General features: G+C 56.1%; 26 protein-coding genes. 12 read left to right on the top strand and 14 right to left on the bottom strand.

The annotated features are described in order from the left end of the window. Positions 1–322 precede the first annotated feature (322 nt). On the top strand, positions 323–2,146 hold the full coding sequence (gene typA / locus L3069_RS22390) for a ribosome-dependent GTPase TypA (RefSeq protein WP_022649851.1): 1,824 nt from the start codon (positions 323–325) through the stop codon (positions 2,144–2,146). A 79-nt stretch (positions 2,147–2,225) separates the two neighbouring features. Here typA and ompL read toward each other — a convergent pair whose 3' ends face one another. From ompL to yihU, 7 genes are all read right to left on the bottom strand, one after another. Next, entirely contained in the window at positions 2,226–2,912 is a 687-nt protein-coding gene (gene ompL, locus L3069_RS22385) for a porin OmpL (protein WP_100167741.1), read from the bottom strand. Between the two features lie 74 nt (positions 2,913–2,986). Beyond that, complete coding sequence (locus L3069_RS22380; RefSeq protein ID WP_022649849.1) at positions 2,987–4,411, bottom strand: MFS transporter; 1,425 nt, start codon at positions 4,409–4,411, stop codon at positions 2,987–2,989. A 43-nt stretch (positions 4,412–4,454) separates the two neighbouring features. Beyond that, the gene (locus tag L3069_RS22375) at positions 4,455–5,837 is read right to left on the bottom strand and encodes an MFS transporter (RefSeq protein WP_022649848.1); all 1,383 of its coding nucleotides are present in this window, start codon (positions 5,835–5,837) and stop codon (positions 4,455–4,457) included. Positions 5,838–5,882: 45 nt separating this feature from the next. After that, positions 5,883–7,907 (bottom strand): alpha-glucosidase, encoded by a 2,025-nt coding sequence (locus tag L3069_RS22370; RefSeq protein ID WP_038416954.1) that lies wholly within the window; start codon positions 7,905–7,907, stop codon positions 5,883–5,885. Between the two features lie 16 nt (positions 7,908–7,923). Further along, positions 7,924–9,165, bottom strand: a complete 1,242-nt coding sequence (gene yihS, locus L3069_RS22365) for a sulfoquinovose isomerase (RefSeq protein WP_022649846.1) — start codon at positions 9,163–9,165, stop codon at positions 7,924–7,926. Between the two features lie 14 nt (positions 9,166–9,179). Continuing rightward, positions 9,180–10,055: a sulfofructosephosphate aldolase gene (yihT, locus tag L3069_RS22360; RefSeq protein ID WP_038416952.1), complete on the bottom strand. Its 876-nt coding sequence runs from the start codon at positions 10,053–10,055 to the stop codon at positions 9,180–9,182. Between the two features lie 17 nt (positions 10,056–10,072). Then, a complete protein-coding gene (yihU, locus tag L3069_RS22355; protein ID WP_022649844.1) occupies positions 10,073–10,963 on the bottom strand; it encodes a sulfolactaldehyde 3-reductase in 891 nt (296 codons plus the stop codon). A 155-nt stretch (positions 10,964–11,118) separates the two neighbouring features. Between yihU and L3069_RS22350 the strand changes: the two genes are divergently transcribed. The 6 genes from L3069_RS22350 (at position 11,119) to fabY (ending at position 15,863) form a co-directional block, all read left to right on the top strand. Next, on the top strand, positions 11,119–12,015 hold the full coding sequence (locus L3069_RS22350) for a sugar kinase (RefSeq protein WP_038416951.1): 897 nt from the start codon (positions 11,119–11,121) through the stop codon (positions 12,013–12,015). A 34-nt stretch (positions 12,016–12,049) separates the two neighbouring features. After that, positions 12,050–12,850, top strand: coding sequence for a DeoR/GlpR family DNA-binding transcription regulator (locus L3069_RS22345; protein ID WP_038416949.1), 801 nt, complete (start codon positions 12,050–12,052; stop codon positions 12,848–12,850). 118 nt (positions 12,851–12,968) lie between these two features. Then, positions 12,969–13,568: a glucose-1-phosphatase gene (gene yihX / locus L3069_RS22340; protein WP_023315056.1), complete on the top strand. Its 600-nt coding sequence runs from the start codon at positions 12,969–12,971 to the stop codon at positions 13,566–13,568. Further along, a complete protein-coding gene (locus L3069_RS22335) occupies positions 13,562–14,443 on the top strand; it encodes a virulence factor BrkB family protein (protein ID WP_023298923.1) in 882 nt (293 codons plus the stop codon). The genes yihX and L3069_RS22335 overlap by 7 nt, the downstream gene beginning before the upstream one ends. After that, positions 14,440–14,877, top strand: a complete 438-nt coding sequence (dtd, locus tag L3069_RS22330) for a D-aminoacyl-tRNA deacylase (protein WP_015569909.1) — start codon at positions 14,440–14,442, stop codon at positions 14,875–14,877. The genes L3069_RS22335 and dtd overlap by 4 nt, the downstream gene beginning before the upstream one ends. 44 nt (positions 14,878–14,921) lie before the next feature. Further along, positions 14,922–15,863 (top strand): fatty acid biosynthesis protein FabY, encoded by a 942-nt coding sequence (gene fabY, locus L3069_RS22325; RefSeq protein ID WP_022649838.1) that lies wholly within the window; start codon positions 14,922–14,924, stop codon positions 15,861–15,863. An 8-nt stretch (positions 15,864–15,871) separates the two neighbouring features. Here the strand turns inward: fabY and L3069_RS22320 are convergent, their stop codons facing one another. Next, on the bottom strand, positions 15,872–16,792 hold the full coding sequence (locus tag L3069_RS22320; RefSeq protein ID WP_038416944.1) for an alpha/beta hydrolase: 921 nt from the start codon (positions 16,790–16,792) through the stop codon (positions 15,872–15,874). 199 nt (positions 16,793–16,991) lie between these two features. On the opposite strand from L3069_RS22320, the gene L3069_RS22315 reads away from it, so the two are divergent. Both L3069_RS22315 and L3069_RS22310 read left to right on the top strand, forming a co-directional pair. Then, the gene (locus L3069_RS22315; protein ID WP_023298920.1) at positions 16,992–17,234 is read left to right on the top strand and encodes a ribbon-helix-helix protein, CopG family; all 243 of its coding nucleotides are present in this window, start codon (positions 16,992–16,994) and stop codon (positions 17,232–17,234) included. 2 nt (positions 17,235–17,236) lie between these two features. Beyond that, complete coding sequence (locus tag L3069_RS22310; protein WP_080298797.1) at positions 17,237–17,608, top strand: type II toxin-antitoxin system VapC family toxin; 372 nt, start codon at positions 17,237–17,239, stop codon at positions 17,606–17,608. A 39-nt stretch (positions 17,609–17,647) separates the two neighbouring features. On the opposite strand, the gene fdhE is transcribed toward L3069_RS22310, so the two are convergent. From fdhE to fdnG, 4 genes are read right to left on the bottom strand one after another with little or no spacing between them, the layout of a single operon-like run. Further along, positions 17,648–18,577, bottom strand: coding sequence for a formate dehydrogenase accessory protein FdhE (fdhE, locus tag L3069_RS22305; protein WP_022649835.1), 930 nt, complete (start codon positions 18,575–18,577; stop codon positions 17,648–17,650). Further along, complete coding sequence (gene fdoI, locus L3069_RS22300; protein ID WP_006808711.1) at positions 18,574–19,209, bottom strand: formate dehydrogenase cytochrome b556 subunit; 636 nt, start codon at positions 19,207–19,209, stop codon at positions 18,574–18,576. The genes fdhE and fdoI overlap by 4 nt, the downstream gene beginning before the upstream one ends. Beyond that, positions 19,206–20,108 (bottom strand): formate dehydrogenase subunit beta, encoded by a 903-nt coding sequence (gene fdxH / locus L3069_RS22295; protein WP_003861960.1) that lies wholly within the window; start codon positions 20,106–20,108, stop codon positions 19,206–19,208. The genes fdoI and fdxH overlap by 4 nt, the downstream gene beginning before the upstream one ends. A 12-nt stretch (positions 20,109–20,120) precedes the next feature. Beyond that, complete coding sequence (fdnG, locus tag L3069_RS22290) at positions 20,121–23,171, bottom strand: formate dehydrogenase-N subunit alpha (protein WP_094948451.1); 3,051 nt, start codon at positions 23,169–23,171, stop codon at positions 20,121–20,123. Positions 23,172–23,542: 371 nt separating this feature from the next. Here fdnG and fdhD point away from each other — a divergent pair, with 371 nt between their 5' ends. Next, entirely contained in the window at positions 23,543–24,379 is an 837-nt protein-coding gene (gene fdhD, locus L3069_RS22285; RefSeq protein ID WP_023298918.1) for a formate dehydrogenase accessory sulfurtransferase FdhD, read from the top strand. Between the two features lie 114 nt (positions 24,380–24,493). Beyond that, positions 24,494–24,706, top strand: coding sequence for a DUF1471 domain-containing protein (locus tag L3069_RS22280; protein WP_003861966.1), 213 nt, complete (start codon positions 24,494–24,496; stop codon positions 24,704–24,706). Between the two features lie 40 nt (positions 24,707–24,746). Here L3069_RS22280 and L3069_RS22275 read toward each other — a convergent pair whose 3' ends face one another. Both L3069_RS22275 and L3069_RS22270 read right to left on the bottom strand, forming a co-directional pair. Beyond that, a complete protein-coding gene (locus L3069_RS22275) occupies positions 24,747–25,070 on the bottom strand; it encodes an AzlD domain-containing protein (RefSeq protein ID WP_022649832.1) in 324 nt (107 codons plus the stop codon). After that, positions 25,070–25,729: an AzlC family ABC transporter permease gene (locus L3069_RS22270; RefSeq protein WP_003861971.1), complete on the bottom strand. Its 660-nt coding sequence runs from the start codon at positions 25,727–25,729 to the stop codon at positions 25,070–25,072. The genes L3069_RS22275 and L3069_RS22270 overlap by 1 nt, the downstream gene beginning before the upstream one ends. A gap of 103 nt (positions 25,730–25,832) precedes the next feature. Between L3069_RS22270 and L3069_RS22265 the strand changes: the two genes are divergently transcribed. Continuing rightward, positions 25,833–26,381, top strand: coding sequence for a helix-turn-helix domain-containing protein (locus L3069_RS22265; RefSeq protein WP_022649830.1), 549 nt, complete (start codon positions 25,833–25,835; stop codon positions 26,379–26,381). Positions 26,382–26,696 lie beyond the last annotated feature (315 nt).

Raw genomic sequence — 26,696 nt, 5'->3', positions numbered from 1 at the left:
TGGGCTGCCATATTTTTACTGTATTTCTGTAAAGCGAAATCTGTGCCAACTTTTAAAACACCCCAAAAAGGCGTTATCATGCGCACCATAGTGCAGAAGGGCTGCACCACATTGGATTCTTTGCACCATTATAGTGCTTCAGTGTGAACATTGAGCACCATATTGGTGCAATTTACGTTAAAGTGCCCTTTTACCGCTCCGTGAAAGCGATCACAAAGCATCTCTGCAATACTTGTTTGCGGGGGATGTTTGTGATCCTGTTTTGTAGTGCGATTAATCCGTGTACAATAACGCGCTATTTCTAAATGCCTGAGGCAAAGTTGTGATCGAAAAATTGCGTAATATCGCCATCATCGCGCACGTCGACCATGGTAAAACTACCCTGGTTGATAAGCTGCTACAGCAGTCCGGTACGTTTGATGCTCGTGCCGAAACTCAAGAGCGTGTGATGGACTCCAACGATTTGGAGAAAGAGCGTGGGATTACCATCCTCGCCAAAAACACCGCTATCAAATGGAATGACTACCGTATCAACATCGTTGATACCCCAGGGCACGCCGACTTCGGTGGTGAAGTTGAGCGCGTGATGTCCATGGTGGATTCCGTGCTGCTGGTGGTTGACGCATTTGATGGCCCTATGCCGCAAACGCGCTTCGTGACCAAAAAAGCATTTGCCCACGGCCTGAAACCTATCGTTGTGATCAACAAGGTTGACCGTCCTGGCGCGCGTCCTGACTGGGTTGTTGACCAGGTCTTCGACCTGTTCGTTAACCTCGACGCGACTGACGAACAGCTGGACTTCCCTATCGTTTATGCGTCTGCGCTGAACGGTATCGCCGGTCTGGATCACGAAGACATGGCGGAAGACATGACTCCGCTGTACCAGACGATTGTTGACCGCGTTCCTGCGCCAAACGTTGACCTGGAAGGCACCCTGCAAATGCAGATCTCCCAGCTCGACTACAACAACTATGTTGGCGTAATCGGCATTGGTCGTATCAAGCGCGGTAAAGTGAAGCCTAACCAGCAGGTCACTATCATCGATAGCGAAGGCAAAACCCGTAACGGTAAAGTCGGTAAAGTACTGACTCACCTGGGTCTTGAGCGTATCGAGAGCGACATCGCTGAAGCGGGCGACATCATCGCTATTACCGGTCTGGGTGAACTGAACATCTCCGATACCATCTGCGATCCGCAGAACGTCGAAGCGCTGCCAGCCCTGTCCGTTGATGAACCAACCGTATCCATGTTCTTCAACGTCAACACCTCTCCGTTCTGTGGTAAAGAAGGTAAGTTCGTTACCTCTCGTCAGATCCTTGACCGCCTGAACAAAGAGCTGGTGCATAACGTTGCGCTGCGCGTTGAAGAAACCGAAGACGCTGATGCATTCCGCGTTTCCGGTCGTGGTGAGCTGCACCTGTCTGTTCTGATTGAGAACATGCGTCGTGAAGGTTTCGAGATGGCGGTATCCCGTCCGAAAGTTATCTTCCGCGAAATCGATGGCCGTAAACAAGAGCCATTCGAAAACGTAACGCTGGACGTTGAAGAGCAGCACCAGGGTTCTGTCATGCAGGCACTGGGTGAGCGTAAAGGCGACCTGAAAAACATGAATCCAGATGGCAAAGGCCGCGTACGTCTCGACTACGTGATCCCAAGCCGTGGCCTGATCGGCTTCCGTTCTGAGTTCATGACCATGACCTCCGGTACCGGCCTGCTGTACTCCACCTTCAGCCACTATGACGACATCCGTCCGGGCGAAGTGGGCCAGCGTAACAACGGCGTACTGATCTCCAACGGTCAGGGTAAAGCGGTTGCGTTTGCGCTGTTCGGTCTGCAGGATCGCGGTAAGCTGTTCCTGGGTCACGGTGCTGAAGTTTACGAAGGCCAGATCATCGGTATTCACAGCCGTTCTAACGACCTGACGGTAAACTGCCTGACCGGTAAGAAACTGACCAACATGCGTGCGTCCGGTACTGACGAAGCAACGGTTCTGGTTCCACCGATCAAGATGACGCTGGAGCAGGCTCTGGAATTCATCGATGATGACGAACTGGTAGAAGTGACGCCTCAGTCAATTCGTATCCGTAAACGTCACCTGACCGAGAACGATCGTAAACGTGCTATGCGCGGTGCGAAAGAAGAGTAATTCGGTTATGCCGTAGGCCGGGTAAAGCGCAAGCGCCACCCGGCAACGAAAAGCCGCTGAGCGATCAGCGGCTTTTTTATTAGAAGGAATAACGTAACCCTAACCGAATCCGGTACTGCTCGCGGTTGTAATCATTCCATCGGTCCAGCCACTGGAGTTCGAGGTACGGCAGCCAGTTTCTGTCGATTTTATAGCTGAACTTGTTGGTAATTTCCCAGTGATGATCTTTGCCATTTTTGCTGTGGTAATCATTCACCCGCTGGAAAAAGTGCGGCTCAAAGGTGTAGAAAAACGCATCCGTCACTTTGAAATTCCAGTAGTTGGCGAATTCGTGCGTGTCGTTTTTATCCATCTGCCCGTTATAGTCCGGCGTATCGTAATTGTTATGGTTATAGCGATAGCGGAACGTCAGATTAAACCAGTCCGTAAATTTATAGTTAGTATCTAAATAGAGTGCTCCACCCGATCCTGCGCTGCTGTCGTTAATTAACCCGCCGGGCTGGAAGGTGAGTTTGTCGGTCGGTTTGAAGAGCGGATACCAACCCTCGATTTCGTTATAGCTGTGTTTCAGTTCGTCCCATTTCCCCACGTTATAAGCGTTGGTGAACATCAGCCCCGCGCCCATATCGAAGTTATAGCCCGCACGCAGGATCACCTCGTGCAGCTCAGAGACCGTATTGTACGCTTCGCGCGTTTCGACATAGGCCCCGGCAAAAACCGGGCAGGACACAGACGACACGATCAGTACGGTGATGATTCTATTCATAATTTGTCCATGTATCAGGTACAGAAAGGCCTCCCTCCTGATTAACAGGAAGGACATATTGGCCGGATTTATAGTTATAAAGTGACTGCTGACGCTTTATTGTTGGTGGTTATCTCAGGGGTATTTGCTGTCTGTTTTTTCCGTTTTCCAATCTCCTCGATAATAAAGGCGAAGCGCGCTTCGTTGAGTTTATAAAACAGCCCCATGGTCACGGCAGCAACGATCGCCAGGCCGCACGGCCAGAGGAAAATCAGCTGACGCAAACCCAGCAGCGTGCCCGCGCTCTGCACGGCATGGGGAACGTAGCCAATCTGGGTCAGCATGATGCCGGGCAGAAAACCGGCGAGCGCAGCGGAGATTTTGCGCGAGAAGGTATAGCCGGTATATACCGACCCTTCGGCGCGAATCCCGGTTTTCCACTCGCCGTAATCAACCGTATCCGGCACCAGCGCCCAGTTCAGGCTGTTCACAAACGCCGTGCCAAAGAAGGCCATGCAGGAAAAGAGCACAAACAGCAGGGAGCTGGTTCCCCAGAAGAAATTCAGCACGTCGCCCACCGCCCACAGCGCCAGCCCGCCCAGATAGACCGGTTTCTTGCCAAAGCGCTTTACCGCACCGGGCACCAGAAACACGCCAATCAGAATGCAGCCCATGCTGAAAAAGCCCATCCACGACAGGAGATGCAGATCGTTCAGCACATACTGGGTGTAATAGACCTGAATCGCCAGCTTGATGTTAAACGCGGCGAGGGTACAGAGGTTGGCGATGCACAGCACCAGCAGCGGCGGATTGCGGAAAATTGCGCAGAATGATTTCAGAATGCCGGGCTTATGGTGATCGGGCGTAAGCTCGACGTAGCGCTCTTTCACCCCGCTGTAGCACCACCACATGCAGAACAGCCCCCCGGTGACGAACACCAGCGCGGCCACCAGATAGCCGAGTGAGGGCTGGCTGACGAACAGCGCCTGAATCGGCATAAAGCCGACGGTGCAGAGCAACAGTCCTACCGTTGCGCCGCCCTGACGCCACGCCGCAAGCTGCGCGCGCTCGTTCGGGTTTTTGGTGATGGCCGGAACCATTGCACCGTAGGCGCAGTTCATCAGGCTGTAGCAGAGGCCAAACATCATGAAGAGCACGGTGGCGAGGGCCGTTTTCACCGTCAGGCTAAAGTCGTTGGCCATAAACTGCGCCGTGGCCACCAGCGCCACCGGGACGGAGGCGTAGAGAATGAATGGCCGGAATTTCCCCCGCGCGCCGATATTACGCCGGGAGTCCAGCAGCACCCCGGTCAGCATGTCGGTAAACGCGGTAAAGAACTTGGCGACCAGAAAAATGATGCCGCCGTAGAACGCGGGCATGCCCAGCTCGTCCGTGTAAAACTTCAGCAGATACAGCGTGCCAATACACAGCATCAGGTTCGAGCCAAAATCGCCCATCCCGTAGGCGCACTTCTCTCGCAGGCTCAATTTCAGGGTTAACGGATCAGTATTGTGTGTCATGGTCGATCCTCAAAGCGCCCCGCAGGGCGCTCAATCACGTCATTTATGCCGTACGTTTGCGCAGCTCAATTTCTTCCACGATGCGCACATACATCTTCTCGTTGAGGTTGTAGAAGCAGCCCATCGCCACGATGGTGATGACCGCCAGCAGGCTCGGGTAGATAAATATCAGCTGCCGCAGCCCTTCAACCGTGCCGGCGGATTGCACCACGTTGGGCACATAGCCAATCTGCGTAAGCATGATCCCCGGGAAGAAGCCCGCCAGCGCCTGCGATACCTTGCGGAAGAAGGTAAAGCCGGTATAGACCGTCCCCTCGGAGCGTACGCCGGTGCGCCACTCGCCGTACTCCACGGTATCGGAGACCAGCGCCCAGTTCAGGCTGTTCACGAACGCGGAACCGAAAAACGCCAGGCAGGAGAACGCCACAAAGCTCACCGAGCCGCCGCCGAAGAAGTAGTTAAGCAGATCGCCTGCCACCCAAATTGCCAGCCCGCTGATATAGACCTTTTTCTTACCAAAGCGCCGCACCGCGCCGGGCATCATAAAGACGCCGATAAAAATACAACCCATGCTGAAGAAGCCCATGTACGACAGCAGGATCGGGTCGTTCAGCACGTACTGCGTGTAGTAGACCTGAATGGCGAGTTTGACGTTAAAGGCACCCAGCGTGCACAGGTTAGCGATGCACAGGATAAACAGCGGACGGTTCCCGGCGATGGCGCGAAACGACTGCAACAGCCCCGGTTTCTGCGCCGGGTTAGCAGGTTGCGTCTCAACGTAACGCTCGGTTACGCCCTTATAGCACCACCACATAAAGAACAACCCGAACAGCGAGAAGAGGGTGGCGGCAAAGATGTAGCCAAGCTGGTCATTGCCCTCAATGAGGTTCATCACCGGGACAAAGCCCACCGTACAGAGCAGCAGGCCGAGCGTGGCGCCGCCCTGACGCCAGGCCGCCAGCGAGGCTCGCTCGTCCGGGTTTTTGGTAATGGCGGGCACCATCGCGCCGTAAGAGCAGTTCATCATGCTGAAGAACAGGCCGTACAGCATGAACAGCACCGTTGCCATCACCGTTTTGCCGGTCATCTCAAACGGTGTGCCGACGAAGTTGGCAATCGCCAGCAGCGTCACAGGGAAGGCTGCATACAGCACGAACGGGCGGAATTTCCCTTTCGGGCCAATCTTGCGCCGGGAGTCGAGCATGATCCCGGTGCCCATATCGGTGAAGGCGGTAAAAAACTTCGCAATCAGGAAGATAATCCCCCCGTAGGTACCGGGCAGTCCCAGCACGTCGGTGTAGAACTTCAGCAGATACAGCGTGCCGATATCCAGCAGGATGTTAGAGCCGAGATCGCCCATCCCGTAGGCGAGTTTTTCTTTAAACGGCAGGCGCAGGGTTGCCGGGTCAGAAGTATGTTGACTCATTATTGTTCTCCGTCTGCCCGCAGGTTTCCCCGCGGGCGAGCCTTATCAGATATGACGTAAGGTGCTAAACAGATCTGCCCATTCGCTTTGCTGGCGATAGAAGACCGGCGGTTTGCCGAGCGGGGCATCAACGTTCACGTCACCGCCCTGGCAGGTTTCCCCCGTCCAAGCATTGACCCAGCTGTCCTGCGGCAGATAGAGCGACCAGTCGCGGCGTCCCTCTTCATGAACCGGGGCCACCAGCAGATCGCGGCCAAACAGGTACTGGTATTTCAGCGTGTAGGCGCGCGCGTCGTCCTCGTAGTGCAGGAACAGCGGACGCATCACCGGCAGGCCGCTTTTCGCGTTCTGCGCAACCGCAGCTTTGATGTACGGCTTCAGAGTGGTGAACACGGTGGTCATGCGCGCGAAGTGCGCGATGGTTTCGGCGTCGCCGTCGAACTGCCAGTTGTCGCCAGGGCGATTGCCCTCGTGGGTACGCATCATCGGCGTAAAGGCGCTGAAATCGCACCAGCGCAGCAGCAGCTCTTTGCTGCGCTTCATCTCGAACAGCGTCGTATAGCCGCCAATGTCGCTGTGGTGCAGCCCGTGCCCGGTCATCGCCAGAGACAGCGCCGCCGGTACGACGGACGCCAGACCGTCGTCCAGGCTCCAGTCGACGTTCTGATCCCCCGCCCACATCATCACCGAGTGCTTCTGGCTGCCGGTGTAGCCCGCGCGCATGAAGAACAGGATCTCCCCGAGCTTGCCGGTCTCCTCCAGTGCTTCGTAGTTACATTTCGCCCACAGGGCAGGCCAGGCGTTATGCATGATCTCCGCGCTAACGCCGTTGTGCAGGAAGGTATCGGTCGGCAGATATTCCCCGAAATCGGCCATCCAGCCGCCGCAGCCCAGTTCGATCAGGTTCTTTTTGATGACCTCTTTGTACCAGCCGTAGGCTGCCGGGTTGGTCAGGTCGATAACGCCTGCGTAGAACTCGCCGAACTCAACGTGGTAATCCTCGCCGTTGGCGTTTTTGGTCAGATAGCCGCGTTTCGCCGCCTCTTCGCAGAGATCTTTATCGCTGGCGACGTACGGGTTGATATAGGAGAGGAACTGCACGCCTTCCTGTTTCCACTGCGCAATCCGCTCATCAAGCTGCGGATAGAGCGCGCTGTTCCACTTCCAGTTCCACATCACGCGTTTGCCGAAGGAGGTCATCCGGATGCCGGACCAGTCCTGCGCCCAGATGCCGTTGACCTTCACGCCGCCCTCGCGCATGGCGTCGAGCTTCTGCTGACACACCTCGGTGCCACCCTGAATACCCAGCGTCACGCCGTCGTAAACCCAGTCCGGCAGTTCAGGCTGACGCCCCAGCAGGCCGGTCAGTTTTTCCAGCAGATCGACGTAGGTTTCTGCGCATTCGAAGCGCAGCGTGGCGTTATCTTCCCAGAACGCCAGCTCGTGGAAGTCCGGCGTGCTGAAGTTGAAGTTCATATAACAGCTGTTATCCACGTGGCAGTAGTACTTCTGGGTGCTCACGAAGGTAGGCTGCGGGAAGAAGGTCCAGTAGTAATCGCCGCCCGCGTTCTCTTTGCAGTCGGCCTGCCAGGTGACGTAGGTCTGCTTATTGCGGCCCACGCCCTGCTCGCTGGTCCACAGCGGAAACGGCTTGCCGCGCAGATCGAAATACGAGAACTGCTCTCCGCAGCCGTATATATGATCGTCAGGCTGAGCTGCCAGCCGCAGCCAGATGCGGTTATGGCTGGCGGCGTCATTTTTCAGCTTCAGCTCCAGACGGCCTTCACCATCCACGCCCACCAACAACGTCGCGCTCACCGCGTCGCCGCGGGTAAAGCGGATTGCCCAGCCCGTGCTTTGCTGCGTAACGGTCGCGTTCGTCAGGGCAATCTTTTCGTTGAGCTTGTCTTTGATGCTGAAGTTGCCGCGAAACATCTCGATATCCGCCTCACCTGCGCCGATCCACAGGCAAGGGGCATCCGCAGAGTGGGATAAAATCAGACGGTCCTGCCAGCGCAGGGTAAAACCACTTTCGTTATTTTTCAGGTCAATATTGTGTAGGGTACGCATAAAAACTCCGTCTTTATTATTTGGCCAGGCTATCCAGTAATCCGGCGGCTACGGCAGGCGCTAAGCCCGGCGCCAGCGGCAGGCGGGGGATCACCAGGCAGTGCAGCAGATGGTAAATATCCTGCTTGCCGTCCCAGACTTTGGTGGTCACTTCGTTATTGGTGTCCAGCTCCTGCCACCATGAACCGTTTTCGTAATCCATCAGGTACTTGATGCAGTAATCCCACCACTTCTGATACCAGGCTTCGTACTGCGCCTCACCGGTGACGGTGTAGAGCGCGTAAGCCGTACCCATCGCTTCGACGATTGGCCAGCGCACGCGTTCGCGGACGATTGGCTTGCCGTCCCAGCCCACGGAGTAGACAAAGCCATCGGCCCCGTCGGGTGCCCAGGCGTCGCGGATAGTGGCGTGGAACAGTCCTTTCGCATCTTCCAGCAGCCATTCCGGCGGGGTTTCAAAGCGGGCTTCCAGCGCGGCGCGCAGGTGCAGCATCAGGCGACCCCACTCAATCCAGTGCCCCGGCGTGCCGCCGTAGGCGCGGAAGCGGTGGGCGGGATTATCAATGTTGTAATCGCGGATCGGGTTCCAGTTGGTGTCGAAATGCTCGTTAACGCGGTACTCCCCTTTGCGCGCCACGTCGTGAATAATCACCGAGGCGATGCGCAGGGCGCGGTCGAGCCATTTACGGTCGTGGGTCACGTCATAGACGATGAGGAAAGCTTCCACGGCGTGCATGTTGGCGTTACCGCCGCGGTAATCTTCCGTTTTGCTGAAGGCTTCATCCCAGGACTCCAGGCACATCTGCTCCTGTTCGCTCCAGAAGTAGCGCTCAATCACCTCGATGGCGTCGTCCAGCAACTTGCGTGCCTGCGGATGGCCGGTGGTGACGGCGCTCGCCGCGCCCAGCAGGACGAAGAAATGCTGATAGCCCTGCTTGGACGCATCAATCACGCCTTCATCGTTTACGCAGGCGTACCAGCCACCGTGCTGCTTGTCGCGCAGCGGACCGTTCAGGGCATTAATGCCGTGCTCAACCAGGGCGTACGCACCAGGACGTCCCATGTTCGCCGCCACCGCGTAAACGTGCAGCATGCGGGCGGTGATCCACAGATGGGTGCCCATATCGCTACGCACCTGCCCGTTATTGCCCAGCCAGCCAAAGCCGGTCGGTACGGCGGCGTTTTTACCGAAATCAAGAATGCGGTCGGTCTCTTGTTCGAGCCAGCGGTTATGGCTCAGGGTATTAAACCATTTCATGTTCGGATCCTTTCTTAACGGCGAGCCATCATTTCGTCGACGATCTCACCCAGACGCTGAAGTTTTGGTACGGAAATATCACGCAGCATCAGCTCGGTGTCCGGCAGGCCAATCACAGAGGACCAGACGGCGCGACCGGCTAAAAAGCCCGATGCCCCCGCCTGCATCGCCACGCTCACCGCGCGCGGGAATAACTTATCGTCCACGCCGGAGGAGAGGATCACCCACGGCATGGCGATGTTCTCGTTCAGCTTCTGCGAGGCCGTCAATAGCTCGTGCTGCGTGCCCTTACCAAACAGCGGCATTTCCACTTTGTAGAGGTCGGCACCGCTGTCGCCCAGCTCTTTGGCCGCATCGATAATCGCCTGCTCGCGGTCAAACGCGGCGCCGCGGCGCGGTGGACGCACAACCGGCTCGATAATGCTCAACAGACCGTTATCGTGGCACAGCGTATTGAACGCTTTCACCATCTCCAGGCGCTGCTGCGGATCTTCATCGCTGCGCCACAGCACCAGCAGCTTCAGCGCCTTGCCGCCGTCGCGTTTGACCGCCTGCGCGTCAATGCTCTTGTCGATCACCACGCTGTCGACCGGAATACCGTTCCCCGGAATAAACTCGTCGGCTGCCACAATCATCGCGCAGCTTTTGGCCACGGCCTGCTGCTCGACAATCTGGCGATAGCAGAACTGCTGGTCGACGAGAATGGCAGAGGCGTACGGCGACAGAATTTTTGCCGCGTTGACTTTAAAATCCGTCAGGTGCTGGTCGGTTACCGGTACCGGCGCGCCTGCCGCCGCAAACATCAGGCGCATCGCTTCGCGCTGATCCACGGCCAGCATCGCAAAACCGCCGGAAGGTCGGGTGATATCTTTCAGGGTGTACATCGTCATTCCTCAGTCCTTTCGTATCAGTGTGATTTTTTCAGCCCGGCAGATGCGCGAACCTGTTCAAGAATGGCTGTCCAGTCTTCGCGCCCGCGCCCGGCGGCGCGTGCCTGGTTGTAAACTTCTCGTGAAGCCGCGCCCAGCGGCATTGGGACATGCAGCTGGTTGGCCACGTCGAGGGCGATCCCCAGATCCTTATGCGCAAGGTCGATCATGAAGGCGGGTGAAAGATCCCCTTTCAGCACCTTGTTCGGCCATGACGTGGTGAAGTGGCCTTTGCCCGCAGGTGTGCCGCTCATCACCTTGAGCGCCACGTCAAAGGAGAGGCCAAGCGCTTCGCACAGTACGGCGGCCTCGGCGGAAAGGGCGTTCAGGGCGATGCTCATGTAGTTATTGATGAGCTTGACGCGGATGCCCATTCCCGGCCCGCCGGCGTTAATCAGTTCATTACCCATCGCCATTAAGACGGGGGTGGCGCGCTCAACCTGCTCTGCCGTGCCGCCTGCCAGCAGGAGTAGCGTACCGGCGATGGCATGATCAGAGGTGCGCCCGACGGGCACGTCCATCAGGCTGAAGCCTTGCTCAGCCATGTCGCGGATCAGCGCGTCGGTTTGCAGCGGGTGAATGGTGGACATATCAATGACCAGCGCGTCGCGGGACAACCCTTCGCACACGCCGTGCTCGCCGAACAGCACGCTGCGCACCAGGTCGCCGTTTGGCAGCATAGTGATCACGAATTCGGCATCCGTTGCTGCCTGTGCGGGCGTTGCCGCCGCCCGGGCGCCGCTCTCTACCAGCGCCTGAACCGCCTGCGGGTTCACATCAAAAACGTTAAGCTGGTGGCCCTGTTTCAACAGATTCTTCGCCATGGGCGCGCCCATCTGTCCTAAACCGATAAATGCGATTGCTGACATGCCTCTCTCCTGTCACATCGTGTCAATTTTTGCGCGTTTGTGGTGTCTGTTTTTGATCGTATTTGTAATTTATAGTCAAAAAATTGACACGGGTCACTTTTTAAACATTTGGTGAAATTAAAATGAAGGCATCAGAAATCGCAGAAGGAATCACCATGACTCGCATCGTTTGTGTCGGCATTACCGTGCTGGATCGCATCTGGTATCTCGATGATTTACCAAAAGAAGGTGGGAAATATGTCGCAAAAGACTACACGGAAGTGGGCGGCGGCCCGGCGGCAACGGCGGCAGTGGCAGCCGCGAAACTGGGCGCGGAAGTGGATTTTATTGGTCGGGTGGGGGACGACGATACCGGCAGACGGTTGCTTGCGGAGCTGGAATCCCTGGGGGTGAACACCCGCTATACGCGCGTAGTTAAGGGGGCCCGATCGTCGCAATCGGCGGTGCTGGTGGATGCAGGTGGGGAAAGAGTGATTGCCAACTACCCCAGCCCCGATCTGCCCGCCGAGGCAGGCTGGCTGCATGAAATCGACTTCTCTCAGTGGGACATTGTCTTAGCCGACGTGCGCTGGCATGACGGGGCAAAACAGGCATTTACCCTGGCCCGTCAGCAGGGCGTTCCGACGTTGCTGGATGCGGATGTTACCCCGCAGGATATCGCGGAGCTGATCGCCTTAAGCGATCACGCGGCCTTCTCTGCGCCGGGACTGCGGCGTTTAACGCAGTTGGATGAAACAGAAGACGCATTAAAAAAAGCACAAATGCTCACAAATGGACATGTGTATGTCACGCAGGGGCGAGACGGCTGTTTCTGGCTGGAAAACGGCGCGCTATGTCATCAGCCTGGTTTTGAAGTGAAGGTCATTGATACCACCGGCGCGGGCGACGTGTTCCACGGTGCGCTGGCGGTCAGCCTGGGGCAGAAATTGCCCGCCGCAGACGCCGTGCGTTTTGCCAGCGCCGTCGCAGCACTGAAATGCACAAAGCCCGGCGGGCGCGCGGGTATACCCGACTGTGATCAAACCCGCTCTTTTTTGTCACTTTTTGTATAAAATGCGGGGCGTGATGGTTTTCAGAGGACAGCCCATGAGCCTTACCGAACTGACCGGCAACCCGCGTCACGATCAGCTGCTGACGCTGATTGCCGATCGCGGCTATATGAACATTGATGAACTGGCGCAGCTGCTGGATGTGTCGACGCAAACCGTGCGCCGGGATATCCGCAAGCTTAGCGAGCAGGGGCTGATCACCCGTCATCACGGCGGTGCGGGCAGGGCATCCAGCGTGGTCAATACGGCGTTCGAACAGCGTGAAGTTTCGCTTACCGAAGAGAAACGGGCGATTGCCGAAGCGATTGCGGACTATATCCCGGATGGCTCGACCATCTTTATCACTATCGGGACGACCGTGGAGCACGTTGCCCGGGCACTGCTTAATCATAATCATCTGCGCATCATCACCAACAGCCTGCGGGTGGCGCACATTCTTTATAAGAACCCGCGTTTTGAGGTGATGGTACCTGGCGGTACGCTGCGCCCGCATAACGGCGGCATTATCGGGCCTGCGGCAACGGCGTTTGTGTCTGGCTTCCGGGCGGACTACCTCGTGACCAGCGTGGGGGCGATAGAGCACGACGGCGCGATGATGGAATTTGACGTTAACGAAGCCAGCGTGGTGAAAACCATGATTGCCCACTCCCGCCACATTTTACTGGCGGCCGATCATACGAAATACCACGCCTCCGCGGCGGTTGAAATTGGCAACGTGGCGCAGGCGACGGCACTGTTCACCGATGAGCTGCCCGGCCCGGCGCTGCAAAGTCACCTAAAATCCAGCAAGGTTGAGGTTGTCGAAGTGAATTCCGGAGAAGAGCAGCAGGCTGTCTGATCGTCTTATGGCCCGATATTGCGATTCGGGCCTTTCCTTTCTTTAAGCTGAATCTGGCGCATAGCTAAACTTTCTCTTTCCCGCTACAGTTACTTTTCCACGGCGAAAGGAGATAAACATGCTTTATATCTTTGACTTAGGAAATGTAATCGTCGATATCGATTTTAACCGGGTGCTGGGCGCATGGAGCGATTTTAGCCGTGTTCCGCTGGCGACGTTAAAGCAGAATTTCGCGATGGGTGAGACTTTCCATTTGCACGAGCGCGGTGAGCTCAGCGACGAAGCGTTCGCAGAGCGTTTCTGTCAGGAAATGGGTCTCTCGTTAAGCTACGAGCAATTTTCCCACGGCTGGCAGGCCATATTTGTCGCGATCCGCCCCGAAGTGATCGACATCATGCACAAGCTGCGCGAGCAGGGGCATCGCGTTGTCGTGCTGTCTAATACCAACCGCCTGCATACCACCTTCTGGCCGGATGAATACCCGGAAATTCACGCGGCGGCAGATAAAGTGTATCTCTCCCAGGAGATGGGGATGCGTAAACCTGAGGCGCGCATCTATCAGGCGGTATTGCAGGAAGAAGGATTCACGGCAGCGGATGCGGTCTTTTTTGACGACAACGCCGATAATATAGAAGGGGCTAATCAGTTAGGTATCACCTCCATTCTGGTGACCGGAAAAGAGACGATACCGAACTACTTTGCGAAGCAGTTATGCTAAAAACCGTTCATCAAAAAGCCAATCACCACACGCGCCCGCTGAGGGCGTGGCTGAAACTCCTCTGGCATCGCATTGATGAGGACAACATGACCACGCTGGCGGGCAATCTCGCTTACGTGTCCTTGCTCTCGCTGGTTCCGCTGGTGGCGGTAATTTTTGCGCTTTTTTCGGCGTTTCCGATGTTTGCCGATGTGAGCATGCAGCTTCGCCATTTTGTTTTCGCAAACTTTATTCCTGCCACCGGCGATGTGATCCAGAACTACATTGAACAGTTTGTCGCTAACTCCAGCAAGATGACGGCGGTGGGGGCGTGTGGGCTTATTGTTACCGCGCTGCTGCTGATGTACTCCATCGACAGTGCGCTCAACACTATCTGGCGGAGCAAAAAAGTCCGCCCAAAGGTCTATTCCTTTGCCGTCTACTGGATGATTTTAACCCTCGGCCCCTTGCTGGCGGGGGCGAGCCTGGCGATCAGCTCCTACCTTCTTTCGCTGCGCTGGGCGAGCGATTTAAACAGCGTGATCGATAACGTGCTGCGCATCTTCCCGCTGATTTTATCGTGGCTTTCGTTCTGGCTGCTTTATAGCGTGGTGCCAACTACGCGCGTACCCAACCGTGATGCCGTGGTGGGTGCGCTGGTCGCGGCGTTGCTCTTTGAGTTGGGCAAGAAAGGATTCGCGCTTTATATCACCATGTTCCCCTCTTATCAGCTGATTTACGGCGTACTGGCGGTGATCCCCATTTTGTTTGTCTGGGTCTACTGGACGTGGTGCATCGTCTTGCTTGGCGCCGAAATAACTGTCACTCTCGGGGTCTACCGCGAACTTAAAAAAGCAGCAGAAGCTGAAAAACAACAAGAAGCAGACCAACCATGATTGCATTGATTCAGCGCGTAACCCGTGCCAGCGTCACCGTGGCGGATGAGGTGACGGGTGAAATCGGCCCAGGACTTTTGGTGCTCCTGGGTGTCGAAAAGGATGACGACGAACAAAAAGCCAACCGCTTGTGTGAGCGCGTGCTGGGCTACCGCATTTTCAGCGATGCGGAAGGCAAGATGAACCTGAACGTTCAGCAGGCGGGCGGCAGCGTGCTGGTGGTGTCCCAGTTTACGCTGGCTGCGGATACCGAACGCGGCATGCGGCCGAGTTTTTCGAAGGGCGCGGCACCGGATCGCGCAGAAGCCCTTTACGAGTACTTTGTTGAGCGCTGTCGCCAACAGGACATGAATACACAAACCGGACGATTCGCTGCGGATATGCAGGTTTCGCTGGTGAACGATGGCCCCGTCACATTCTGGCTCCAGGTATGAGCCAACTGGCGGCCTGGCCGCGGGTAACAAGAGAGAGTACAGCTATGTATCACCTTCGAGTACCGCAAACGGAAGAAGAGTTAGAGGTATATTACCATTTCCGCTGGGAAATGCTGCGCAAGCCACTGCATCAACCGAAAGGGTCTGAACGCGACGCCTGGGACGCGATGGCGCACCACCAGATGGTGGTTGATGAAGAGGGCAATCTGGTTGCCGTGGGGCGTCTGTATATCAATGCCGACAACGAAGCTTCAATCCGCTTTATGGCCGTTCACCCCTCCGTGCAGGACAAAGGCCTTGGAACGCTGATGGCCATGACGCTGGAATCCGTCGCCCGTCAGGAAGGGGTCAAGCGCGTCACCTGTAGCGCCCGTGAAGATGCCGTTGAGTTCTTTGCCAAGCTTGGTTTCGTGAATCAGGGGGAAATCACCGCCCCGCAAACTACGCCGATTCGTCACTTTTTGATGATCAAACCCATCGCCACCCTGGACGATATTCTCCATCGTGCCGACTGGTGCGGGCAGCTCCAGCAGGCGTGGTATCAGCACATTCCGCTCAGTGAAAAAATGGGCGTGCGTATTCAGCAATATACCGGGCAAAAATTTATAACCACCATGCCGGAAACCGGCAACCAGAACCCACACCATACCCTGTTTGCTGGTAGCCTGTTTTCACTCGCCACGCTCACCGGCTGGGGACTGATCTGGCTGATGCTGCGCGAACGTCATCTCGGCGGCACCATTATTCTGGCCGATGCCCATATCCGCTACAGCGCGCCGATCAGCGGCAAGCCGAGCGCGGTAGCTGACCTGGGCGCACTGGGCGGCGATCTCGACCGTCTGGCGCGTGGGCGTAAAGCACGCGTACAAATGCAGGTTGAGCTGTTCGGCGATGAAACGCCGGGCGCGGTGTTTGAAGGCACCTATATCGTTCTGCCTGCGAAGCCGTATGGCGCGTATGAAGAGGGCGGGAACGAGGAGGAGTAGTCTCCTTCTCACTCTCGTCCGGCATGGTTAATGCGCCAGGCAATATCTCGCATAACGTCTCGCGCTGACTGGCTAATTCCACCCAACTGGAAGAAGCCGTGAATTACACCCCGCCATCGTTGAGCGGTACACTTCACGCCTTGCTCCGTGAGGCGCTGATAAAGCGCCTCGCCTTCGTCGCGTAACGGATCATACTCAGCGGTAACAATATGGACCTTCGGCAGACCGCTAAAGTCGTTGCGCCACAGTGGGCTGACTTCAGGATGCTGACGGTAAGCTTTATCCAGATACATTTCATAGCCGCTCAAAAGGGTATCGCGAGTAATTACGTAGTCCATGCCATTGAGGGTATAGCTTTCAAAACTGGCCGTAGCGTCGAGCATGGGGTAGATAAGAATGAGCTGTGCGGGATCCCAGAGACCTTTGGCCTTAAGCCGCAATGACGTTACCAGCGCAAAATGCCCTCCCGCACTGTCTCCACAAAGTGTAATCCGGTTTTTATCCACACCTAATTGTTCTGCATTTTGCCAGACAAGATCTGCCGCTCTCTCTGCATCGTCATGCGCAGCGGGGAAGGTATGCTCGGGTGCGAGTCTGTACTGAACCGCAATGACCCGACAGTTACCGTAAAACGCCAGTTGGCGAAGCTGATTATCATGGGTTTCAAACCCACCGCTGACAAAACAACCGCCATGATAGTAGAGGGCACAAGGTAACGTTTCAGGGGCAATGACAGGCGAAAATAGCCGAAAGGTCATCTCCTCAAGAACAAGCGTTTCAACCTGGACACGAGTTTCTGTCTCCCCGGCCAGAGCTGTGCTGGCAACATACCCGGCTCTCCGTTCATCTATATTCTGCTTTCGCGAGGAAGGCCGCCCTGCTGCAATAAAATCTTGTACAAGCTTATCAATTCCCTTTTCCAGCGCCATGGTTACGTCCTCAAGCTGTATTTATATACAGTTTTATAGCCTGGTTTACTAAAGATGAAAACAGAGGAATTTGAAGATATAAATGTCCTGGAAAGCGGCTCGCAAAATCAGTGACTGCCTTAACAATGTTCTTTAACCATGTCTTAATTATGGATATATTGCCTGAAAATTAACCGTAGATGATATACTAAGGTGATATATGAGTCTTTTGGCGGACCTTACTATGGGCAGAATACTGATCGATTTGTCTGATGACGTGATTCAACGACTGGATAACCTGAAGCAGTTGCGCAACCGGCCGCGCGCCGAACTGCTGCGGGAAGCCATAGAACTGTATCTCGACCAGCAGAATTCATCGGTTATCCGCGAAGCGCTTGGCCTGTGGGGAAATCAGCAGGAAGATGGGCTTGAGTACGAACGCAAGCTGCGTGAGGAGTGGTAATGATGGAGCACATGGCTGTGTATGACACCAATATCCTCATCGATCTTTTTAATAACCACGTTGAGGCTGCGGATGCGATCGATCGCACAGCTTCGCATCGTGCCATTAGCCTCATCACATGGATGGAAGTAATGGTGGGCGCTCGCAGGCACGGTCAAGAAGCAAAAACGGCAGCCGTGATGGGGGCCTTTGAAATTATTGATATAACAAGGGAAATTGCTGAAAGAAGCGTATTACTTCGCGAACAGCACGGGATGAAGCTTCCTGACGCCATTATTCTGGCTACTGCTCAGAGCAGAAGCTGTCCGTTAATTTCGCGCAATACGAAAGACTTTTCGGGTATTGCTGGGGTCGTTTCACCTTACCACCTGTAGGCCGGGCAAGCGTGCGCCGCCCGGCATTCTCACAGGAGATTACTCCCCTTCCCCCGGGAACAGGAACGGGTTGATCGAGCTACGGGCAAAGCCCTCCTGCTCCATCTTCGCGTCCAGGATCAGCGAGGCGAGATCGTCGGCTACCGCTTCGACTTTCGGGTCTTTTTCCTGATACAGAATCTTCAGGTAGGTCCCGCAGTCGCCGCAGCTTTCGGCTTTCACCGCCGCGTCTTCGTTTTCCAGCGACCAATAGTTCAGATCGCGGGTCTGTTCGCAGTTGCTGCACTTGATGCGCACCACGTGCCACTCGGTTTCACACAGGTTGCAGTGCAAGTAGCGCAGCCCCTGCGTCGTACCAATCTGTACCATGCTGGAGACCGGCATTGAGCCGCACACCGGGCAAAACTGGCGCGCTTCGCCATATTCAGCGCGGGCTTTACCCGGGATCAGGCTCGCCATTTGCGCCCAGTAGAGCGACAGCGCAGCCCAGATGAACGGCGCTTTATCGCTGCTCACCAGCGAGAAGTCGGAGGCAAACAGCGCGCTCGCCATCTCTTCCAGCTCTTGCTCTGAGGCTTTTTCCAGGTTCTCAATGACCGCCAGCGCCGTGCCGCTCATTTCGGGCTTCAGCTCGGCAATCAGCGAATGCAGCAGCTTATGCCAGTGCTTGTCGCGCGGCAGAACGTGAATGTCCAGCGGCGGCTTGCCCTGCGCGTTGGCTTCTTTGATGCGTGCGGTCAGATCCATTTGCAGCGGGTGGTCGTATAGCACCACTTCCTGCGCATGGGCGACCAGCGCGGCAAAACGCAGAAAATCGCCCAGCGGGTTGTTCTCTGCCAGCTCGCGCAGACGCTCTGCGCGGCGGTTGTAGAGGTTCTTGAGTCTGGGGAACAACAACGGCGGAATATAATCCGCCGTGCGTTTCTCGCTCGACCCCAGCTCATCTTGCGGGATTATGCGAATACTCATTCAGATGACTTTTCCTGTTTCTGGCGGACTTCACGGTACCAGCGCGGGTGATGTTTCTTCGCCCACGTACTGGTTACCCATCCTTCCACCATCGCGGTAATGGTGCCTTTCACCCAAAGGGCGGCGTAGATATGCACCATGATAACCACAATTAACGCCACTGCGGCAAATGAATGCAGCATCAGCGCAAATCGGATCACCGGGATTGAGAAAGCAGGCGCAAAGTACGGACGCCAGATGATCACGCCGCTCACCAGCAACAGGACCAGGAAGATAATCGCCGCCCAGAATACGCATTTCTGGCCGAAGTTATAACGCCCGGTATCACCCACTTCCTCGTTGACGACGATCTTACGAATATTCTTCGCCCAAAAGATATCATCCCGATTGATTAGGTTATGGTGCCAGTAGCGGAAAAACATGATGATAAACGAGGCAAACATCACCACACCCACGAACGGGTGCAGGATGCGCGCCAGCTGCGGCGTGCCCAGTATCTGCATCAGCCAGTTGAAGGAGGGGAAGAAGAACCCCAGCCCGCTTATCGCCGCCAGCATGAAGCAGAAGGCGGTGACCCAGTGGTTGATGCGTTCCGGCGCGGTGTAGCGCACGATGGTGTCACGTTTTCTCATTTGCGCACCTCGTCTTTCTCTTCATGCAGGTTATCGTCTTCCTCTTCCGCGCGGTTCGGACCAACGCCGACGTAGTGGAAGATGCTCGCTGCAAAGGTGGCCGCAAAACCGACCGCGGCCAGCGGTTTCCAGATACCTTTCCAGAACTTCACGGTGGCGCTGATTTCCGGGTTCTCCGGCAGGCCATGGTACAGATTCGGCTTGTCGGCGTGGTGCAGCACGTACATCACGTGCGTACCGCCAACCCCGGCCGGATCGTACAGGCCCGCGTTATCGTAACCACGGGTTTTCAGCTCGCCCACGCGCTCTGCCGCCAGCGTTTTCATATCCTCTTTAGAGCCAAAGTGGATAGCGCCGGTTGGGCAGGTCTTCACGCAGGCTGGCTCCTGACCGACATTTACGCGGTCAACGCACAGCGTACATTTGTAGACGCGGTTGTCTTCCGGGTTCATGCGCGGCACGTCGAACGGACAGCCCGCGATGCAGTAGCCGCAGCCAATACACTGCTCAGACTGGAAGTCGACGATGCCGTTGGCATACTGAATGATAGCCCCTTCTGACGGACACGCCTTCAGGCAGCCCGGATCCGCACAGTGCATACAGCCGTCTTTGCGGATAAGCCATTCCAGTTTGTCGTTCTGTTCCACTTCCGAGAAACGCATTACCGTCCAGGACTTGGCGGTCAGGTCCGCCGGGTTGTCGTACACCCCGACGTTGTGACCCACTTCGTCACGGATGTCGTTCCACTCTGAACAAGCCACCTGACAGGCTTTACAGCCGATACAGGTGGTCACGTCGATAAGCTTCGCCACTTCCTGCTGGTGGTCCCGCGCCTGAGGCGCGGGCGTGAAACCGTTAGTCGCGGAACGACGGATAATGTCTTGAGATTGATAAGCCATAAGTCGTCTCCGTTACACCTTTTCCACGTTCACGAGGAAGGCCTTAAACTCCGGCGTCTGCGTGTTCGCATCACCGACGAACGGCGTCAGGGTATTCGCAATGAACCCTTTCTTCGCCACGCCCTCATAACCCCAGTGAATTGGGATGCCGATGGTATCCACCTGCTGACCATGAACGTTCAGCGTGCGAATACGCTTGGTCACCACCGCCTTGGCTTTGATGTAGCCGCGGTTAGAGGAGACCTTCACGGTATCGCCATGGGCGATGCCGAGCTTGCCCGCCAGCTTCTCGCCGATCTCCACAAACTGTTCCGGCTGCGCGATGGCATTCAGCAGCGCGTGCTTGGTCCAGTAGTGGAAGTGCTCAGTCAGACGGTAAGTGGTGCCGACATACGGGAACTTGTCCTTTTTACCCAGCGCTTCAAAATCGCCCTTGAAGATACGGGCTGCCGGGTTAGAGACCACGTTCGGGTGCAGCGGGTTAGTACCCAGCGGCGTCTCAAACGGCTCATAGTGTTCCGGGAACGGACCTTCCGCCATCTTATCGATAGCAAACAGGCGCCCCATCCCTTCAGGCTGCATGATAAACGGCCCGACATCGCTGCCTGGTGCGGCAGTGCTGTAGTCCGGAATATCCACGCCGCCCCATTTCGCGCCGTCCCACTTGAGTAGCTGACGCTTCGGATCCCACGGGTTGCCCTGCGGGTCAGCAGAGGCACGGTTATAGAGGATGCGGCGGTTAAGCGGCCATGCCCATGCCCAGCCCAGCGTATTACCGAGGCCCGACGGGTCGGCGTTATCGCGGTTGGCCATCTGGTTGCCTTTCGGCGTCCAGCTACCGGCAAAGATCCAGCAGCCGCTTGACGTCGTACCGTCGTCACGCAGGTGTGCGAAGGTGCTGAGCTGATCGCCTTTCTTCGCCAGCACGGTGCCGGTCGCCGGGTCGATAACGTCCGCCAGCGCCTTACCGTTGCTCTCCATGGCCACTTCTTCCGGCGCAGGGTTTTCCGGCGTCGAATAGTTCCAGGTCATGTTCAGCACCGGCTCAGGCGTTGCGCCGCCTTCAGCCGCGTACATTTTACGCAGGCGTAAGAAGATACCGGCCAGGATCTCGCCGTCGTTCAGGGCGATGCCCGGGGCGTCCGCACCTTTCCAGTGCCACTGCAACCAGCGGCCAGAGTTGACGATAGAGCCGTTCTCTTCCGCGAAGCAGGTGGACGGCAGACGGAACACTTCGGTCTGAATCTTCGACGGGTCGACATCGTTCGACTCACCGTGGTTCTGCCAGAACGTCGAGGTTTCGGTATTGAGCGGGTCAATTGTCACCAGATACTTCAGTTTCGACAGAGACTCGACAACCTTGTTCTTGTTCGGGAACGACGCCACCGGGTTAAAGCCCTGGCAGATATAGCCGTTGACCTGGCCCTGGTGCATCATTTCGAAGTACTGGAGGACGTCGTACCCTTTGTCCCACTTCGGCAGCCAGTCAAAGCCCCAGCTGTTTTCCGCCGTCGCCTTGTCGCCGTAGAAGGCTTTCATCAGCGAGACGAAGAACTTCGGATAGTTGCCCCAGTAGTTTACCTGGCCTTCGAGCAGCGGTTTTGGCGTGCTGGCCATCAGATAGGTTTGCAGGTCGGTCTGTTTCTCGCTCGGCAGGTTCATGTAACCCGTCAGGCTCTGAGACAACAGGCCAAGGTCGGTCAGACCCTGAATGTTGGAGTGACCGCGCAGGGCGTTAACGCCGCCGCCTGCCATCCCCATGTTGCCGAGCAGCAACTGAACCATCGCCATGGTGCGGATGTTCTGCGCGCCGATGGAGTGCTGCGTCCAGCCGAGTGCATACAGGAACGACGCGGTCTTATCTTTGGCGCTGGTTTCGGCGATAAGCTCGCACACCTTCAGGAAGTCCGCCTTCGGCGTCCCACAGATGTTTTCGACAACCTCTGGCGTATAGCGGGACACGTGCTCTTTCAGCAGGTTCCACACGCAGCGCGGGTGTTGCAGGGTGGTGTCGCGCTTCGCAAAGCCGTTTTCGTCCAGCTCGTAGTTCCAGCTGGTTTTGTCGTACCTGCGTTTTTCGGCGTCATAACCGCTGAACAGGCCATCTTCGAAGTGGTAATCCTCACGCACGATCAGGCTGGCGTTGGTATAGGCTTCGGTGTACTCGCGGTTATATTTTTCGTTGGTCATCAGGTACAGCAATACGCCTGACAGGAAAGTGATGTCAGTACCTGAACGAATAGGGGTGTAGAAATCCGCCACTGACGCTGTACGCGTAAAGCGGGGATCGATCACAATCAGCTTCGCGCCGTTGTGGATTTTGGCTTCCATCGCCCAGCGGAACCCGACAGGGTGCGCTTCAGCGGCGTTACCGCCCATCACCACAATAAGGTTGGCGTTCTTGATGTCGACCCAGTGGTTGGTCATCGCACCGCGACCAAATGTTGGAGCAAGACTTGCTACCGTTGGTCCGTGTCAGACACGCGCCTGGTTGTCGACCGCGAGCATACCGAGTGCGCGCGTAAATTTCTGGGTTAAATAGCCGGTTTCGTTACTGGACGCTGAAGCACACAGCATGCCGGTGGAGAGCCAGCGGTTAACGGTGGTGCCTTCGGCATTCTTCGCAATAAAGTTGGCATCGCGGTCTTCTTTCATCAGCTTAGCGATGCGATCGAACGCCTCTTCCCAGCTGATTTGTTGCCATTTGTCAGAGCCGGGAGCACGGTACTCAGGAAACTTCAGGCGGCTTTCGGAGTGGATAAAATCTACCAGACCGGCCCCTTTCGGACACAGCGCACCACGGTTGACCGGATGATCCGGATCGCCTTCGATGTGGAAAATAGATGCTTTGGCGTTTTTCGCACCGTCGCCGAGGCTATACATTAACAGCCCACAGCCGACGGAGCAGTACGTACAGGTGTTACGGGTTTCGCGGGTGCGCAGCAGTTTATACTGCCGAGTTTCCGCCAGCGCTACGCCGGGCGCAAAGCCCAGTGCCGCCGCCGTGGTGCCTGCCATACCGCCAGCGCAGATCTTAAAGAACTGCCTTCTGCTGACCTGCATGGGTCACTCCTTGGTTCATTACGACATTGCTATGTAGTTTTACTTTGCGGTTGAGAATTAACCGCAAAGGAGAAAAATTTGCGTTAATCCCTCATTTCTCCGAGGGATAAGCCCAGAATACCACAATGTCGGTACGCCTGTTCCAACGGCGTTAAAACAAAGTGAACGTATTATCACGGCATTGATTATAAAGTGTGATATCAATCACATTTCTCTCTGCGGATGTTAAGGGTGTGTAGCAGATGACCGGTTGCACCCCTCCGAATTGAGTAGGAGAATGGATGCTGAAAAGTTGATCCATACTATGCGTAAGGTCCGCTGTTTGTGGTGCAATAGCAGGCTCACTTCCGTGGTTGTTCAGGAATACCGTCGTGTTTAAACAAAACCGTGCTACCCACGCGTCGCCACTGCCTGCGGGCATTGTGGAACTGTCGGTACACAGACCGCCTCACATTTCACATGCCACGCCGGATTTTCTGGCGGAAGAGGTCCCCGTTGCCCTTGTTTACAACGGGATTTCGCATGTGGTGATGATGGCCTCGCCGAAAGATCTCGAGCTGTTCGCCATCGGTTTCTCCCTCTCGGAAGGCATCATTGCGCATCCGCAGGAGATCTACGGCATGGACGTCGTACCGGCTTGCAACGGTCTCGAAGTGCAAATCGAACTCTCCAGCCGCCGCTTTATGGCGTTGAAAGAGCGCCGCCGGGCGCTGGCCGGACGTACCGGCTGCGGCGTGTGCGGTGTTGAACAGCTTAACGATATCGGCAAACCCATTATCCCGCTGCCGTTCACCCAGACGTTCAATCTGGCGCATCTTGATCGGGCGCTTGAGCACCTGAATGACGTTCAGCCCATCGGCCAGCTCAGCGGTTGTACGCATGCGGCGGCGTGGGTATTGCCGTCGGGGAGCATTGCAGGCGGGCATGAAGATGTTGGCCGCCACGTCGCGCTGGATAAGCTGCTGGGCCGTCGCGCTCGGGAAAACAACGTCTGGCAGCAAGGGGCCGCGCTCGTTTCCAGCCGCGCCAGCTACGAGATGGTGCAAAAATCCGCCATGTGCGGCGTGGAAATTTTGTTTGCGGTGTCAGCGGCAACCACGCTGGCGGTTGAAGTGGCGGAGCGCTGCAACCTGACGCTGGTGGGGTTCTGCAAGCCAGGCAGGGCGACAATTTACACCCATCCGCAGCGATTAATTGTTAATCAGTAATTTTGAATGAGTATAGCAAATCCTTCCGCTTTTAGTTGTTCATGATGAGGTCTAGTATTTATCTCATCAAGGCACGGTGCCTTATCTAGACAACTTAACGAAAGGGTTTATCTCATGAAAAGCATCAAAACTTTTGTCGCAGTAATCGCTCTGGCTACATCTTTCGGTTCTTTCGCTGCGCAGACTGTGACCGCATCCGCCTCTACGCTGGACGGTGCAGAAGCTAAAATCGCCGCACAGGCTCAGGAAGCGGGCGCGTCATCCTACAAAATTACTCAGGCATTCACCGGTAACCGCGTACACATGACCGCTGAACTGAACAAATAATTTCGCAGTACCGTCGAAAGAGCGCCCCTGGGGCGCTTTTTTAGTTTATGCCCGCCAGACGCAGCAGCGCCGTCACCACCGCCGCCGCGACGATCACCACAATTAACGGCATTTTGCGCCAGGCCAGAAACACCGCGAACCCCACCCCCAGCACGCGCGCCATCCCGGCAAAATGGTCCCCTTCATAAAACGTTGTCGCCAGCGCGACGGAGAACAACAAAACGGTAGCCGCATCTGAAAGCAGCGCCTGCGACCGTTCAGAAAGCGCCAGCCGGCTGCCGAGTTTTGCCCCGCCGAGACGCATCAGATAGGTTCCGGCAGAAAGAATGGCGATGCCGAGAATAAAGACCGTCATGTTTTCCATTATTTTTTCCTCGCGGCAAGGCCGAGCAAAGAGAGCAGCACCGGCAGGCCAACCGGCGCAAACGGTACGGCGGCCAGCGACAACACTGCGCCGCTACAGGCGCGGATCAGCGTGGTGCGGTTTTTAAATGCCGGCACCACTAACGCCAGCAGGATCGCCGGGAACACCGCGTCCAGCCCGATGGTTTCCGGGTCTGGCAGTAGCTTGCCGACCATCGCCCCCAGCACCGCGCCCAGCGGCCAGATGATTGCCACGCCTAACCCGCACAGCCAGTAGGCCGCTTTACGCTGCTCGGCGGTTTTTTGCGACAGGCCAAACACCACGCTTTCATCGTTCATGATATGACAGCCCAGAAAGCTCAGGCCGCGCTTGCCCACCAGGTCACGCACCGTCACGCCGAACGGCACATGGCGCGCGTTTACCAGTAAACCCGCAGCGGCCGCCGCCAGCGGATTGCCGCCGCTCGCCACGATGCCGATAAACATAAACTCGGATGCGCCTGCCAGCACCGTGAGGGAGAGGACAAATGGCACCCACAGCGGGAAGCCGTAGGCCATCGCCAGCGAGCCGTAGGACATGCCGACCACGCCCACCGCGAGGCAGACCAGGACGATCGCTTTTATCGTGTCGCCTTTCAGGCAAGAGAGGTGATTCTTCATACCATTTTAGCCATATCGAACGTATTTCCATTATAATGAACGCATCAAAAACGTTTTACAAGGCGAACGATTCGTTCGTTATAGAGAGAATGAGGCCGTTATTATGACGCAGCCAATCAGCGTAATCGCCAGAAGCCTGGTGCGAGAACGCCTGCGAACCGGACTTTCGCTGGCGGAGATCGCCCGCCGTGCCGGGATCGCCAAATCCACGCTTTCACAACTGGAGTCTGGCAACGGCAACCCTAGCCTGGAAACGCTCTGGTCGCTTTGCGTGGCGCTGGATATTCCGTTTGCCCGGTTACTGGAGCCGCAACAACCCGTCACGCAGGTGATCCGCCGCGGCGAGGGCACAAAAGTTGTCGCCGGGCAGGCGAACTACGAGGCGATTTTGCTCGCGGCGTGTCCGCCGGGGGCGCGTCGTGATATCTACCTGCTGCTGACTCAGCCGGGGGCAGACCGTATTTCCCAGCCGCATCCGCCTGGGTCGGTTGAGCATATTATCGTGACCCAGGGGCGGGCGATGGTCGGCCTGATCGACGCGGCGGAAGAGCTCGGCCCGGGGGATTACATTTGCTATCCCGCTGACCAGCCGCATATCTTTAAGGCGCTGGAGCCAGATACGCACGCGCTGCTGGTGGCGGAACAAAGCTAAACAGCGGCAAACCCGCTGCCGGTAAGACGACAGCGGGGCGATAAAATGAGACTAAGATCATAAAACAAAATATCCATATTAAATATATTCGACCATTAAATCATTTATGGCGTGAATTGTTCTTTGTACTTTAATTTAAGTTTAATACAGTTTTTAGAATATTTAATCATTTGGATTATAAATAAATATGAAAGACTAATTGTTCGTTTATGCGAGAATTCATTGGGTTAGGTGGGAGACGTCACGTTTAATGGCGATACTTTATCCTGTTAACCTATTTTTGTTATTCATGGAATTTATGTGTGATTACCTTGT

Source organism: Enterobacter cloacae complex sp. ECL411 (assembly GCF_021869665.1).
In the GTDB taxonomy this organism is placed as follows: Bacteria; Pseudomonadota; Gammaproteobacteria; order Enterobacterales; family Enterobacteriaceae; genus Enterobacter; species Enterobacter intestinihominis.
The sequence above is the reverse complement of the archived record's forward strand: the minus strand, read 5'-3'. Positions and strand labels throughout refer to the sequence as shown.